Below are 13,613 nucleotides of genomic sequence, written 5' to 3' on the forward strand. Positions count from 1 at the left end.
GATGACGACACAAGCGCATTCTTCCGACCTGAGGGACGCGATCGGCCGCCGGACGGACGCCGCCCTCGAGACGGTCCAGGCCCTCTATCGCTGGATTCACGAGCACCCCGAGCTGCCGTTCCAGGAGCACAAAACCAGCGCCCGCCTCGCCGAGGCGCTGGAGGCCCTGGGCTATGAGGTGACCCGCGGGGTCGGGGGCACCGGTGTGGTGGCCCTGCTGCGCAACGGTGACGGCCCCACGGTGATGCTGCGCGGCGACATGGACGCCCTGCCCATCGCCGAGCAGACCGGGCTCGACTTCGCCAGCCACGAACGTGCCGAGACGCCCGAGGGCAAGCAGGTGCCGGTGATGCATGCCTGCGGCCACGACCTGCACAGCAGCTGCCTGGTGGGTGCCGCGACGGTGCTGGCGGAACTTCGCGAGCAGTGGCGGGGCACCCTGATGCTGGTCTGCCAGCCCGCCGAGGAGGTCTTCGGCGGCGCCCAGGCGATGCTCGACGACGGCCTCTACGAGCGCTTCGCGCGGCCCGACATCGTGCTCGGTCAGCACAACATGCCGGCCCTGGCCGGCACGGTGGGGCATATCGCCGACAGCGCCATGGCCGCCGCCACCACCCTGGGGGTGACCATCCACGGCGCCGGCGGCCACGGCTCGATGCCGGCGCAGACCGTCGATCCGGTGGTGATCGCCGCGCATGTGGTCACGCGGCTGCAGACCATCGTCTCCCGCGAGGTGCCGCCGGAGCAGACCGTGGTGGTGACGGTGGGCAAGCTGCAGGCCGGCACCCAGGGCAACATCATCCCGCACAGCGCCGAGCTGGAGATCAACGTCCGCGGCTTCGACGATACCCTGCACCAGCAGGTGCTGGCGTCGATCCGGCGCATCATCCACGCCGAGTGCGAGGCGGGCCGCTCGCCCAGGGAACCGGAGTTCCGGGTGATCTCGGAGACCCTCGCCCTGCACAACGATCCTGACGGCGTGGCGCGACTGCAGCGGGCCCATGCCGCGCAGTTCGGCGAGGCCCAGGTGTTCGCCATGCCGCGCCTGAACGGCAGCGAGGACTTCCCCTACTTCGGCACGGCCGCGGCGGGCGGCTTCGGCGGCGAGGACATTCCCTACGTCTACTGGTTCATCGGCGCCACCCCCGAGGAGCGCTGGCAGGCCACGCCGGGCCAGAGCGTGGCGGAGAAGATGCGCCACCTGGAGATGCCGCACTCGCCCTACTACTTCCCGGGCAACCCCGTGACCCTGCGCACCGGCATCGAAGCCCTGGCGAGCGGGGCACTGGCCTGGCTGGGGCAGGGGGCGTCCTCCTGATGGCGGAACCGGCATCGACGGGGCGGTGAGCATGGGCCACTGGATCTACTGGCTGGATCTGGCCGGGGTGGCGGTGTTCGCGCTGTCGGGGGTGATCCTCGCCAGCCGCACCCGCATGGACCCGTTCGGCATGCTGGTACTGGCGGCGGTGACCGGCATCGGCGGCGGCACGCTGCGCGACCTGCTGCTCGGCGTGCGGCCGGTGTTCTGGGTCACCGCCCCCAGCTATCTGTGGGTGATCGCCGCCACCGTGACGCTGTCGCTGATCGGCCTGCGCCACGTCCATCGGCTCTCCCAGGCCGTCCTGCCGGTGCTCGATGCCTTCGGCCTGGCGCTGTTCACGGCGATCGGCACCCACAAGGCCCTGGTGCTGGGGCATGGCGGCAGCGTGGCCGTGCTGATGGGCATGCTGACCGGGGTGGCCGGCGGCATCCTGCGCGACGTGCTGGCCCGCCGCGTGCCGCTGGTGCTGCGTCAGGAAATCTACGCCACGGCCTCGATGGCCGGGGCCACCGCCTATGTGGTGCTGTTCAGGCTGGCGCTGCCCGTCGGGGCGGCCATGCTGGCGTGCCTCGGCATCACGCTGACGCTGCGGCTGGCCGCCATCCGCTGGCATCTGGCGTTGCCGGTGCTGCCCTGAACCGGCGGCGCGGGCGGAGACGATCCCGCGGAACGCAGGAGCGAGGCCGGCGGGGCGACACGGCGCCCCGCCGGGCGTTCACTCGGGCGCTTTGGGCAGTCGGCGCTTGTGCTCGGTCCTGCGGTAGGCATCGATGATGATGCGGGCGTCCTGCGGCTCGACCGGCTCCCCCGTCAGGAAGCGATCGATGGCGGCATAGCTGACGCCCAGTGCGTCCTCGTCGCTGCGTTGGGGACGCAGCGACTCGAGATCCGCCGTGGGGACCTTGTCGACCAGCCGCTGGGGGACGCCCAGGTGGCTGGCCATCTCCCGCACCTGATGCTTGGTCAGCCCGGCCAGCGGGGTCACATCACAGGCGCCGTCGCCGAACTTGGTGAAGAAGCCCATCACCGCCTCGGCGGCCTGGTCGGTGCCGACCACCAGACCGCCGTGGGTGCCCGCCACCGCATACTGGGCGATCATCCGCTGGCGCGCCTTGATGTTGCCCATCACGAAGTCGCGGTGGGCGTCGTCGCGAAAGCGCAGCCCGCCCTGTTCGAGGGCGTCGAGCATGGCGTCGCTGGCCGGCTTGATGTCGATCGTCAGGATCTCGTCGGGAGCGATGAAATCCAGCGCCCGGGAAGCCTCGTCGTCATCCTGCTGGGTGCCGTAGGGCAGGCGCAATGCCCAGAAGCGAGCGTCGGGCAGCGTGCCGCGGACCGCTTCGACGGCGCGTTGCGACAGGCGCCCGGCCACGGTGGAGTCGATGCCGCCGCTGATCCCCAGTACCAGGGCGTGCTGGCCGCTGTCGCGCATTGCCTGCGCCAGAAAGCGCAGCCGGTGCTCGACCTGCTCCTCGGCGCCGCGGCGGGTGTCGACCCCCAGGGCGTCGGCGATCGCGCGCTGCTCGTTCGAGAGGGACTCCGTGCTCATTCTGACCTCCTTGGCGTTTGCACGGCCGTGGTGGCGAAAGCCACCCGGCGGAGTGGGCTGACTGGCGGCTTACTCAAAGCGGCGAGATAGTGCCGTCGCAGACCCGGCGATGCAGGTCCGGAATGCGCGACAGGCTCTGATGTGCCGCGGTCAGGCGGACTTCGTTGCGCTTGCCGGCGAGGCGTTGCGTCTCGCTGGTCACATAGACCCGGCCCTCGTGGCGGAACGCCCAGGCCAGACAGACGGTGCCCACCGGGGTGCCGTCATCTCCCGGTTTGGGGCCGGCGATGCCGGTATTGGCGATCGCCAGGTTGGCGGCGCTGTTGTTGAGGGCACCCAGCGCCATCGCCCGCGAGGTGGCCTCGCTGGTGAGGCCGTCCCGCGACATCGCTTCGTAGGGCACGCCGAGATAGCGGTTCTTCGCCTCGGGGGAATAGACCGCCAGGCCGCAGTCGATCGCCTGGCCGCTGCCCGGAACGCTGACCAGTTCGGAAACGACCAGCCCGGCGGTGCAGGACTCCGCAGTGGTGATCTGCAGGCCTTGAGCCGTCAGGTAGTGGATGACGTCCTCGAGCCAATCCATGGGGCATCTTCCTCCCTTGCTGTCCTTGCCTGGGAACGCGCTGGCTCCCGGGGACGGGAGCAGCGAACTCCCGCCCAGCGTAGTCACGGATTCCGGGAAGCCCCATAACCTGTGATGCGCTCCGGAACGCCGGGGACGCTCACGGGTAACGTCCGCTGCGGCGGTTTTCCACCATCACCTCGAGAATCGCGTTGGCCTCCTGCATGATCGGGCCGGGCGCCTCGTTGCGGCGCCGACTGCAGAGGATGGGGATGGTGATGTGCCTGTCTGCCAGGTCGGTATAGGTGACTCCGTCGCGCTGGAGGCGGCGCACCTGCTCGGGCACCAGGGTGATGCCGAAGCCCGAGGCGATCAGGCCCAGCGTGGTCTGCAGCTCGTTGGCCTCCTGCACGACCTCGATCTTCAGGCCGCGGCGGCGGTACATGCCCAGCACGATGTCGGCCAGGCTGGGGCGAGGGGCGGCGGGGAACAGCACGTGCGGATACTCGGCCAGTTCGGCGAGGGTCGGGCGTGTGCCCTCCAGCGGATGCCCGGTGGGCATGGCGACGATCATCGGCTCGTCGAAGAGCACCTGCTGGACCACCTCCGGGTCGTCGATGCGCAGGCGGCCGAAGCCGATGTCGATGCGACCCGCCTTGAGCGCCTGGACCTGCTGCACGGTGGTCAGCTCGGCCAGTGTCAACTCGATGTCATCCTTTTGTCGTAATTGCCGGACCAGCAGGGGGAGCTGGCCATAGAACACCGAGGGCACGAAGCCGATGCCGAAGAGCTCGCGGTGGTGGCGGGCGAGGCGCCGGGTGCCGGCCACCGCCGTGTCGAGTTTTTCCAGTATCTGCAGGGTATGCTCAAGGAAGAACTGCCCGGCCGGGGTCAGGGTCATGCCGCGTGTGCTCCGGGAGAACAGCTTGGCCCCGACTTCTTCTTCCAACTGATTGATTTGTCGGGTCAATGGCGGCTGTGACATGTGCAGGCGACGCGCCGCCCGGGTCAGGTTCAGCTCCTCGGCGACGACCCGGAAGTAGCGGAGGTGACGCAGTTCCATGATACCTCCTGGGTATGGCTGGTGACCCAAACAATATTGGTCGGTGTCTGCGCTGGCAAGCAAACTTTCACATATTCCATGTATCCAGCCTTTCGGGAGCTGCCATGTCCGCCGTCGTCGAGTCCATCGAGACCCTGCTGGTCGATCTGCCGACCATCCGCCCCCACAAGCTGTCCATGACCACCATGGCCTGCCAGACCATGGTCATCGTGCGGATGCGTCACAGCGACGGTCTCGAGGGGCTCGGCGAGGGCACCACCATCGGCGGGCTGGCCTACGGGCCGGAAAGCCCCGAGAGCATCAAGTGCAACATCGACGCCTACCTGGCGCCGCTGCTGATCGGCCAGCCGTCGAACAGCATCAATGCGCTGCGGGCGCGGATGAACCGCCATGTGCGCGGCAACGCCATCGCCAAGTCGGCGCTGGAGACCGCGCTGCTGGACGCCCAGGGCAAGCGGCTGGGCGTGCCGGTGGCCGAGCTGCTCGGCGGGGCCCGCCAGGCTCACCTGCCGGTGCTCTGGACCCTGGCCAGCGGCGATACCCGGAAGGACATCGACGAGGCCTTCCAGCGTCTCGACGAGCGTCGTCACTGCGACTTCAAACTCAAGATCGGCGCCAACTCGGTCGACCAGGACGTGCGGCATGTGGCGGCGATCAAGGCGGCGCTGGGCGATCGCGCCAGCGTGCGGGTCGACGTCAATCAGGCCTGGGACGAGGCCACCGCCGTGCGCGGCATCCAGGCGCTCCAGGATGCCGGCATCGAGTTGATCGAGCAGCCCACCCCGGCCCGCGAGCATGATGCCCTGATCCGGCTCTCACGGCGTTTCACCGTGCCGATGCTGGCCGACGAGGCGGTGCAGGATGCCCGTGACGGGCTGACGCTGGCCGCCGGCGGCTTCAGCGGCGCCTTCGCGCTCAAGATCGCCAAGTCCGGCGGCGTCAGCGGGGTGCTGGAGCTGGCCCATGTGGCCCAGGCCGCCGGCATCGGCCTCTACGGCGGGACCCTGCTCGAGGGCACCATCGGCACCGCCGCCGCGCTGCATGCCTGGGCGACGCTGCCCGAGCTGGCCTGGGGGACCGAGATGTTCGGACCGCTGCTGCTCACCGACGACATCGTCGCCGAGCCGCTCAACTACCACGACTTCGGGGTCGAGCTGCCGACGGCACCGGGCCTTGGCATCACCCTGGACGAGGACAAGCTGGCCCATTACGCGCGCCGGTGACGTCGCTCACGTGATGTCCGTCATGAATCCCGGCGTCTCGCCGGCGAGACATGCTCCGGGCGTCGCCCTATCGAGAGGAGAGAACCATGCTGTTTCAGGTGGAAATGACCGTCAAGCTGCCGCCCGACATGCCGGCCGAGCAGGCCGCCGAGATCAAGGCGACCGAGAAGGCCTACTCGCAGGACCTGCAGCGCCAGGGCAAGTGGCGTCACCTGTGGCGGGTGGCGGGCAGCTACTCGAACGTCAGCATCTTCGATGTCGAGGACAACGCCGAGCTCCAGGAGCTGGTGTCCAACCTGCCGCTGTTCCCCTACATGGAGATCGCCGTCAAGCCGCTGTGCCGTCACCCGTCCTCCGTCCGCGACGGCGACGCCTGACGTCGCGCCGGCTCACTTCACGCACCGAAGACCACGATAACAAAGCGAGGGCAAGACCATGACCGTCAAGATCTTCGACACTCCCGAAGTCCAGAACTTCCTGAACACCATCGCCGGTTTCGACCAGGAAGGCGGCAACGATCGCGCCAAGCGGATCCTGCACCGGATCCTGTCGGACCTGTTCCGCACCATCGATGACTACGACATCACCCCGGAGGAGTACTGGTCCGCGGTGAGCGTGCTCAACGCCCTGGGGCAGGGCACCCAGTTCGGCCTGCTGTCGCCGGGCCTGGGCTTCGACCACTTCCTGGACATGCGCATGGACGCCGCCGATGCCGAGGCCAAGCGTACCGGCGGCACCCCGCGCACCATCGAGGGGCCGCTCTACGTGGCCGGCGCGCCCGAGGTACACGGCACCGGGCGCATGGATGACGGCAGCGACACCGACGGCGAGGTGATGTGGCTCAACGGCCAGGTGCGCGACACCCAGGGCAACCCGGTCGCCGGTGCCAAGGTCGAGGTGTGGCACGCCAACTCCAAGGGCGGCTACTCGTTCTTCGACCCGACCCAGAGCGAGTACAACCTGCGTCGCACCATCATCACCGACAGCGACGGTCGCTACGCGGTGCGCAGCATCATCCCCTCCGGCTACGGCTGCCCGCCGGACAGCCCGACCCAGGAGGTGCTCAACCTGCTCGGTCGCCACGGCGAGCGCCCCGCGCATATCCACTACTTCATCTCGGCGCCGGGCTATCAGCACCTGACCACCCAGATCAACCTGGCGGGCGACCCGTACACCTTCGACGACTTCGCCTACGCGACGCGCGAGGAGCTGGTGATTCCGGCCAACCGCATCGAGGACGCCGACGAGATCGCCAGGCGCGAGCTGGACGGCCCGTTCTCCGAGGTGACCTTCGATATCGTGCTGACGGCGACCGACGACCCCGAGCTCCAGCATCGTCACGCGCGTCCGCGTGCCAAGGAAGACGAGCAGGACAAGGCCAGCCAGCTGGCCGGTACCGCCAAGGTCTGAGGCCCAGCGCCTCCGCTACTTCCCGACGACCGGGAAGGCCCTGCCGCCAGGGCCTTCCCCCGACAACCATCGAGGATCCCGATCATGACGACCAAGCTTGATCTTCTCGAGGAACGCGTCCGCGGTGCCGTGGTCGATGACGCCGACGCCGGTATCTATCGTGTTCACCGCAGCATCTTCACCGACCCCGAGTTCTTCGAACTCGAGATGAAGCACGTCTTCGAGGGCAACTGGCTGTTCCTGGGCCACGAAAGCCAGCTGCCCGAGCCGGGCGACTACCTCACCGTGACCATGGGCCGCCAGCCGGTGCTGGTGACCCGCGACAAGCAGGGCGAGCTGCACGGCCTGATCAACGCCTGTGCCCACCGCGGCGCGACCCTGTGCCGGCGCAAGCGCGGCAACAAGGGCACCTTCACCTGCCCGTTCCACGGCTGGACCTTCAAGAACGACGGCAAGCTGCTCAAGGCCAAGAACGAGAAGACCGGCGCCTACCCGGACAGCTTCAAGCAGGAAGGCTCCCACGACCTGACCCGCCTGCCGCGCTTCGAGAGCTACAAGGGCTTTCTGTTCGGCAGCCTGAGCGACGACGTCCAGCCGCTCGAGGCGTACCTGGGCGAGACCACCAAGGTCATCGACAACATCGTCGACCAGGCGCCGGAAGGCCTGGAGGTCCTGCGCGGCACCTCGTCGTACACCTACAACGGCAACTGGAAGCTGCAGGCGGAGAACGGCGCCGACGGCTACCACGTCAGCAGCGTGCACTGGAACTACGCCTCGACCATGGATCGCCGCAACTACGACGCCGGCGGCACCAAGGCGGTGGACGCCGACGGCTGGTCGAAGAGCCAGGGCGGCTTCTACTCCTACGAGAACGGCCACATGATGCTGTGGACGCGGCTGCTCAATCCCGAGGTGCGCCCGGTCTACAACGAGAAGGACCGGATCGAGAAGGAGCTGGGCGAGGCGCGGGCCGACTCGATCGTCAACCAGACCCGCAACCTCTGCCTGTACCCCAACGTCTACCTGATGGACCAGTTCTCCACGCAGATCCGCGTGCTGCGCCCGCTCGCCGTGGACAAGACCGAGGTCACCATCTACTGCTTCGCGCCCAAGGGAGAATCCGCCGAGAGCCGCCGGGTGCGCATCCGCCAGTACGAGGACTTCTTCAACGTCTCCGGCATGGGCACCCCGGACGATCTCGAGGAGTTCCGGGCCTGCCAGGAGGGCTACAACGGCGCGCTGGCCGAGTGGAACGACCTCTCCCGCGGGGCCAAGCAGTGGATCGAGGGCGCCGACGACAACGCCAGGGCGATCGGCATGAAGCCGCTGCTCAGCGGCGCGGCCCCGGAGGACGAAGGCCTCTACGTGCTGCACCACCGCCACTGGGTCGAGGAAATGCTGCGCGCCATCGACAAGGAACGCAGCCAGTACATCGCCACCGCGTGACAAGGGGAGAGAGACCATGAGCATCAGCTATCTGGATATCCAGGCCTTCCTCTACCGCGAGGCGCGCCTGCTCGACGACCGCCAGTGGGACGAGTGGCTCGAGTGCTACAGCAAGGACGCGGTGTTCTGGATGCCGGCCTGGGACGACGACGACCAGCTGACCCGGGATCCGCACAGCGAGATCTCGCTGATCTACTACCCGAATCGCGAGGGGCTCGAGGACCGGGTCTACCGGATCAAGACCGAACGCAGCGGGGCGAGCACGCCGGAGCCGCGCACCACCCACCAGGTCAGCAACCTCGAGGTGCTGTCCCAGGAGGGCGACACGGTGGAGCTGCGCTTCAACTGGCACACCCTGAGCCACCGCTACAAGCGGACCGACAGCTACTTCGGGACCTGCTTCTATACCCTGGACGTGTCCGGCGAGACCCCGCTGATCAAGAAGAAAGTCGTGCAACTCAACAACGACTACATCCACCAGGTCATCGATATCTACCATATATGACCGGTGGGGGAGGAGATTCGACCATGAGCTACACCATTGCCCTCAACTTCGAAGATGGCGTGACCCGCTTCATTGGCTGCAAGGAAGGGGAAACGGTCCTCGATGCCGCCTATCGCCAGAAGGTCAACCTGCCGATGGACTGCTCCGACGGCGTCTGCGGCACCTGCAAGGGCCACTGCGAGAAGGGCGAGTTCGACCTGGGCGACGAGTACCTGGACGAGGCGCTGTCCGACGAGGAGGCCGCCGAAGGCCAGGTGCTGACCTGCCAGATGGTGCCGTCCTCCGACTGCATCATCCAGATTCCGGTCGCCTCCACGCTGTGCAAGACCGCGGTGGGCAGGCTCGAGGGCACCGTGGCCATGGTCGAGTCGCTCTCCGAGGACAGCATCGAGCTGGCGGTGGATCTGGACGACGAGGCCGCCCTGGCCTTCCTGCCCGGCCAGTACATCCATATCGACGTGCCGGGTACCGACGAGCACCGGTCCTACTCCTTCAGCTCGAAGCCCGGTGATCGGCGGGCGACCTTCCTGATCCGCAACATCCCCGAGGGGGTGATGAGCGGCTACCTGACCGAGCGCGCCAAGGTCGGCGACCGGCTGGCCCTGACCGGGCCGATGGGCAGCTTCTACCTGCGCGACATCACCCGCCCGGTGCTGATGCTGGCCGGCGGCACCGGTCTCGCGCCCTTCCTGTCGATGCTCGAGCGGCTGGTGCAGAAGAAGGCCGAAGGGGAGGTCAACGACCAGCCGATCCATCTGATCTACGGCGTCAACAAGGATGACCATCTGGTCAAGGTCGATGCCCTGGAGCACTTCGCCAGGGAGCTGGACAACTTCACCTATGCCACCGTGGTGGTGGATGAGGCCAGCGAGCATCCGCGCAAGGGCTACGTGACCCATCACATGGACGCCGGGGTACTGCACGACGGCGACATCGACGTCTACCTGTGCGGGCCGCCGCCGATGGTCGATGCGGTGCTCAGGTACTTCGACGAGCAGGGCATCACCCCGCAGAGTTTCTACTACGAGAAGTTCACCCCCAACCAGGCACCGGGGGGCGCGGCATGAGGCGCTTTCAGGACTCGCGTTTCCAGGACCGGGTGATGGTGATCACCGGCGCGGCCCAGGGCATCGGGCGTCGCGTCGCCGAGCGGGCCGCCACCGAGGGCGCGCGCCTGGCGCTGGTCGATCGTTCCGATCTCGTCCAGGAGGTGGTGGCCGACCTGGTGGGGCAGGGGGCGGAGGCCATCGCCCTGCAGGCCGACCTGGAGACCTGGGAGGGGGCCGAGACGGTCATGGCCCGGAGTGTCGAGCATTTCGGGCGCATCGACATCCTGATCAACAACGTGGGCGGGGCGATCAACTTCAAGCCGTTCACCGAGTTCACCCCCGAGCAGATCTCGGCCGAGATCACCCGCTCGCTGATGCCCACCCTGTGGTGCTGCCGGGCAGTGCTGCCGACGATGATCGCGCAGGGCGGCGGGGTGATCGTCAACGTCTCCTCGGCGGCGACCCGCGGCATCCACCGGATTCCCTACTCGGCGGCCAAGGGCGGCGTCAACGCCATGACGGCGTCGCTGGCCTTCGAGTATGCCGAGCACGGCATCCGCGTGGTGGCCACCGCGCCGGGCGGCACCGAGGCGCCGCCGCGCAAGATCTCGCGCGGCACCCCGGAGCCGCGCAATGCGACCGAGCAGGCCTGGTTCCAGGCGCATATCGACCAGACCAAGCAGAGCTGCCTGTTCGGCCGCTACGGCACCCTGGACGAGATGGCCGCACCGATCCTGTTCATGGCCTCCGACGAGGCCAGCTACATCACCGGCAGCGTGCTGCCGGTGGCCGGTGGCGACCAGGGCTGATTGCCCGCCGCGCCCCCTCGGGGCGCGGCGCCACCGTCTCCCGATTCCAACGACAACAATGTCTGGAGCACACCGTGAAACACCTCGAGAAGGGCGTCAGCCTGCGGCGCGCCCCCGCCGACTTCATTCGTGATCTCAACGTCGACAACGTCAGTGCCGGGGTCGTGGCCGGTATCTTCGGCCTCAGCGCCGGCGTGATCCACATCAGCGCCGGCACCGCTGCGGGGCTCGATCCCCATTTCATCATGATCTGGGTCATCGCCTACCTGATGATCAACGGCCTGTTCGGGCTGTTCATGCCCGCCTACTACCGGCTGCCGCTGCCGATGGCCAACTCCATTCCCGGAGCGCTGCTGTTCGCGGCGATCATCCCGGTGGTCGGCGTGGAAGCCGCGCTTGGCGCTTCGCTGATTGCCGGGGCCATCTCGCTGGTGGCGGGGCTGGCCGGGGTGATGGGCATCGTCATGAAGCTGATCCCCATGCCCATCGTCATGGGCATGGTCGGCGGTATCCTGCTCAAGTTCGGCCTCAACATGGTCGCCCCGCTGGAGCATGCCCTCCTGCCGGCCGCGATCATGATCCTGGCCTTTCTGCTGTCGGCGCGCCTGCTGCGCCGGGTACCGCCGCTGATCGTGGCCATGCTGGCGGGGATCGCCTACATGCTGGTCACCGACGTCGACTTCTCCGGCGTGACGTTCTCGGTGACCTTCCCCGAGTTCATCGTTCCCAAGTTCACCCTGGAGGCCTTCCTGGCCTACGGCCTGCCGCTGGCGCTGATCCTGGTGGGCATGGAGACGCCGGCCGGCGTCGGCCTGGTCCAGGGCATGGGCTACAAGTCGGTGCCGGCCAATGCCATCACCGCGGTGGGCGGCTTCGCGACCATGATCTCGTCCTTCTTCAACCTCCACAGCACCTGCATCGCCGCGCCGATGACCGGCATCTGCTCTTCGCCCGAGGCCGGCAAGCCGGACAAGCGCTGGGTGGCGGCGGTGATCGCCGGGGCGATCTTCGTGGTAGCGGCCCCCTTCTACGGCTACGTGGTCAGCCTGATCGAGGCGATGCCGTCCTACTTCATCGCCATCATCGCCGGCCTGGCCCTGCTGCGGGTGATCACCTCGGCGATGTACATGACCTTCGCGGGCAAGCACGAGATGGGCGGGCTGTTTTCCTTCCTGATCGCCGCCTCGGGCCTGCAGATCCTGGGCATCGGCTCGTCCTTCTGGGCCCTGGTGCTGGGCGTGGGGGTCTCGCTGATCTTCGAGACCAAGGACTTCGAGTTCATCCGCCGGGTCGCCAACGAGCCCTCGGCGTCCTGAGCCGAGACGCCTCGGGCGCGGTGTCATCGCCTGAGGCCACGAGCACCCGGGGCATGGCTGTTGTCGTGCCTACCGATATCCTCCATTGGTCCGCAGGCTGCCCAGGCCGTGCGGGCCTTTTTTGCGACGCGAGACCGGCCCTGGACTCCGCGTGCCGGTTTCCCTGACCCGCTGGAGAAGGCGATGATGTTCAAGGATTGGTCGATTTCCGCCGTGGCGGCCGGTTTCCTGGCCGTGCTGATTTCCTATTCGGGACCGCTGGCGATCTTCTTCCAGGCGGCCCGCAGCGCCGACGTCGCCCCCGGGATGCTGACCTCCTGGGTCTGGGCGATCTCGATCGGCGCGGCGCTGTCCGGCATCCTGCTCAGCGCCTGGCTGAAAATGCCGGTGATCACCGCCTGGTCGGCGCCGGGCACGGCGCTGCTGGTGACGCTGTTCCCGGGGCTGTCGCTCAACGAGGCGGTGGGCGCCTACCTCACCGCGGCGCTGATCATCCTGCTGGTCGGCGTCTCGGGGAGCTTCGACTGGCTGATGCGGCGCATCCCCTCGGGGATCGCCGCCGGGATGATGGCGGGCATCCTGTTCCAGTTCGGGCTCGGCGCCTTCCGCTCGGTGGAGAGCACGCCGCTGCTGGCGCTGAGCATGCTCGGTGCCTACCTGGTGTTCAAGCGTCTGGCGCCGCGCTACTGCCTGGTGCTGCTGCTGGTGACCGGCATCGCGCTGTCGGTAGGGCTCGAGGGCACCTCGCTGAGCGGCGTGCGCTGGCAGCTGGCGACGCCGCAGTTCATCGCCCCCGAGTGGAGCTGGCACGCGACCCTGAGCCTGGCGCTGCCGCTGGTGCTGGTCAGCCTGACCGGCCAGTTCCTGCCGGGCATGGCGATCATGCGCGGTGCCGGCTACCGGGTCCACTCGCGGCCGATCATCGCCACCACCAGCCTGGTCTCGCTGGGCACGGCGCTGTTCGGCGGCATCACCACGGTGGTGGCGGCGATCACCGCGGCGATCTGCACCGGCAAGGACGCTCACGAGGACCCCGATCGGCGTTACGTGGCGGGCATCGCCAACGGCCTGTTCTACCTGCTCGGCGGGCTGTTCGCCGGGACCATCGTGACGCTGTTCACCTCGTTGCCCGACGCCTTCGTCGCGGTACTGGCCGGGCTGGCGCTGATCGGCGCCATCGCCAGCAACCTGGTCGCCATGGCCCAGGCGAGCGAGCACCGCGAGGCGGCGGTCATCAGCTTCATCGCCACGGCTTCGGGGATGAGTCTGCTGGGGCTGGGGTCGGCGTTCTGGGGCGTGGTGTTCGGCGGCCTGGCGTATGTGGTGCTGCATCACACGAGCCGACCGTCCGGTGGATAGC

At 68.0% G+C, this 13,613-nt stretch carries 14 protein-coding genes; 11 read left to right on the plus strand and 3 right to left on the minus strand.

Annotated features, from left to right (window positions below; all coding sequences use genetic code 11):
* Position 1 precedes the first annotated feature (1 nt).
* Complete coding sequence (locus tag KGQ91_RS07810; protein ID WP_163650302.1) at positions 2-1,318, plus strand: amidohydrolase; 1,317 nt, start codon at positions 2-4, stop codon at positions 1,316-1,318.
* 31 nt (positions 1,319-1,349) lie between these two features.
* Positions 1,350-1,958 carry a trimeric intracellular cation channel family protein gene (locus tag KGQ91_RS07815; RefSeq protein ID WP_163650303.1) on the plus strand — a complete coding sequence of 203 codons (609 nt, stop codon included), beginning with the start codon at positions 1,350-1,352 and terminating at the stop codon, positions 1,956-1,958.
* Positions 1,959-2,036: 78 nt separating this feature from the next.
* On the opposite strand, the gene nadE is transcribed toward KGQ91_RS07815, so the two are convergent.
* From nadE to KGQ91_RS07830, 3 genes are all read right to left on the minus strand, one after another.
* Complete coding sequence (nadE, locus tag KGQ91_RS07820) at positions 2,037-2,870, minus strand: ammonia-dependent NAD(+) synthetase (protein WP_163650304.1); 834 nt, start codon at positions 2,868-2,870, stop codon at positions 2,037-2,039.
* A gap of 73 nt (positions 2,871-2,943) precedes the next feature.
* Complete coding sequence (locus KGQ91_RS07825; RefSeq protein WP_163650305.1) at positions 2,944-3,453, minus strand: CinA family protein; 510 nt, start codon at positions 3,451-3,453, stop codon at positions 2,944-2,946.
* 139 nt (positions 3,454-3,592) lie between these two features.
* Positions 3,593-4,495 carry a LysR family transcriptional regulator gene (locus KGQ91_RS07830; RefSeq protein WP_224420694.1) on the minus strand — a complete coding sequence of 301 codons (903 nt, stop codon included), beginning with the start codon at positions 4,493-4,495 and terminating at the stop codon, positions 3,593-3,595.
* 104 nt (positions 4,496-4,599) lie between these two features.
* Between KGQ91_RS07830 and KGQ91_RS07835 the strand changes: the two genes are divergently transcribed.
* From KGQ91_RS07835 to KGQ91_RS07875, 9 genes are all read left to right on the plus strand, one after another.
* Positions 4,600-5,718, plus strand: coding sequence for a muconate/chloromuconate family cycloisomerase (locus KGQ91_RS07835; protein ID WP_224420695.1), 1,119 nt, complete (start codon positions 4,600-4,602; stop codon positions 5,716-5,718).
* An 86-nt stretch (positions 5,719-5,804) separates the two neighbouring features.
* The gene (gene catC, locus KGQ91_RS07840; RefSeq protein WP_163650307.1) at positions 5,805-6,095 is read left to right on the plus strand and encodes a muconolactone Delta-isomerase; all 291 of its coding nucleotides are present in this window, start codon (positions 5,805-5,807) and stop codon (positions 6,093-6,095) included.
* Positions 6,096-6,153: 58 nt separating this feature from the next.
* Positions 6,154-7,128 (plus strand): catechol 1,2-dioxygenase, encoded by a 975-nt coding sequence (catA, locus tag KGQ91_RS07845; RefSeq protein ID WP_224415593.1) that lies wholly within the window; start codon positions 6,154-6,156, stop codon positions 7,126-7,128.
* A gap of 84 nt (positions 7,129-7,212) precedes the next feature.
* Positions 7,213-8,574 carry a Rieske 2Fe-2S domain-containing protein gene (locus KGQ91_RS07850; protein WP_163650309.1) on the plus strand — a complete coding sequence of 454 codons (1,362 nt, stop codon included), beginning with the start codon at positions 7,213-7,215 and terminating at the stop codon, positions 8,572-8,574.
* A 16-nt stretch (positions 8,575-8,590) separates the two neighbouring features.
* Entirely contained in the window at positions 8,591-9,079 is a 489-nt protein-coding gene (gene benB / locus KGQ91_RS07855) for a benzoate 1,2-dioxygenase small subunit (RefSeq protein ID WP_163650310.1), read from the plus strand.
* Positions 9,080-9,102: 23 nt separating this feature from the next.
* Positions 9,103-10,146 carry a benzoate 1,2-dioxygenase electron transfer component BenC gene (gene benC / locus KGQ91_RS07860; RefSeq protein ID WP_163650311.1) on the plus strand — a complete coding sequence of 348 codons (1,044 nt, stop codon included), beginning with the start codon at positions 9,103-9,105 and terminating at the stop codon, positions 10,144-10,146.
* Positions 10,143-10,937 carry a benzoate diol dehydrogenase BenD gene (gene benD / locus KGQ91_RS07865; protein ID WP_224420696.1) on the plus strand — a complete coding sequence of 265 codons (795 nt, stop codon included), beginning with the start codon at positions 10,143-10,145 and terminating at the stop codon, positions 10,935-10,937. The genes benC and benD overlap by 4 nt, the downstream gene beginning before the upstream one ends.
* 74 nt (positions 10,938-11,011) lie before the next feature.
* Positions 11,012-12,253 carry a benzoate/H(+) symporter BenE family transporter gene (locus KGQ91_RS07870; protein WP_224420697.1) on the plus strand — a complete coding sequence of 414 codons (1,242 nt, stop codon included), beginning with the start codon at positions 11,012-11,014 and terminating at the stop codon, positions 12,251-12,253.
* 183 nt (positions 12,254-12,436) lie between these two features.
* Positions 12,437-13,612 (plus strand): benzoate/H(+) symporter BenE family transporter, encoded by a 1,176-nt coding sequence (locus KGQ91_RS07875; protein WP_318010264.1) that lies wholly within the window; start codon positions 12,437-12,439, stop codon positions 13,610-13,612.
* Position 13,613: the final 1 nt, after the last annotated feature.

The organism is Modicisalibacter tunisiensis (assembly GCF_020148005.1).
GTDB classification, from domain to species: Bacteria; Pseudomonadota; Gammaproteobacteria; order Pseudomonadales; family Halomonadaceae; genus Modicisalibacter; species Modicisalibacter tunisiensis.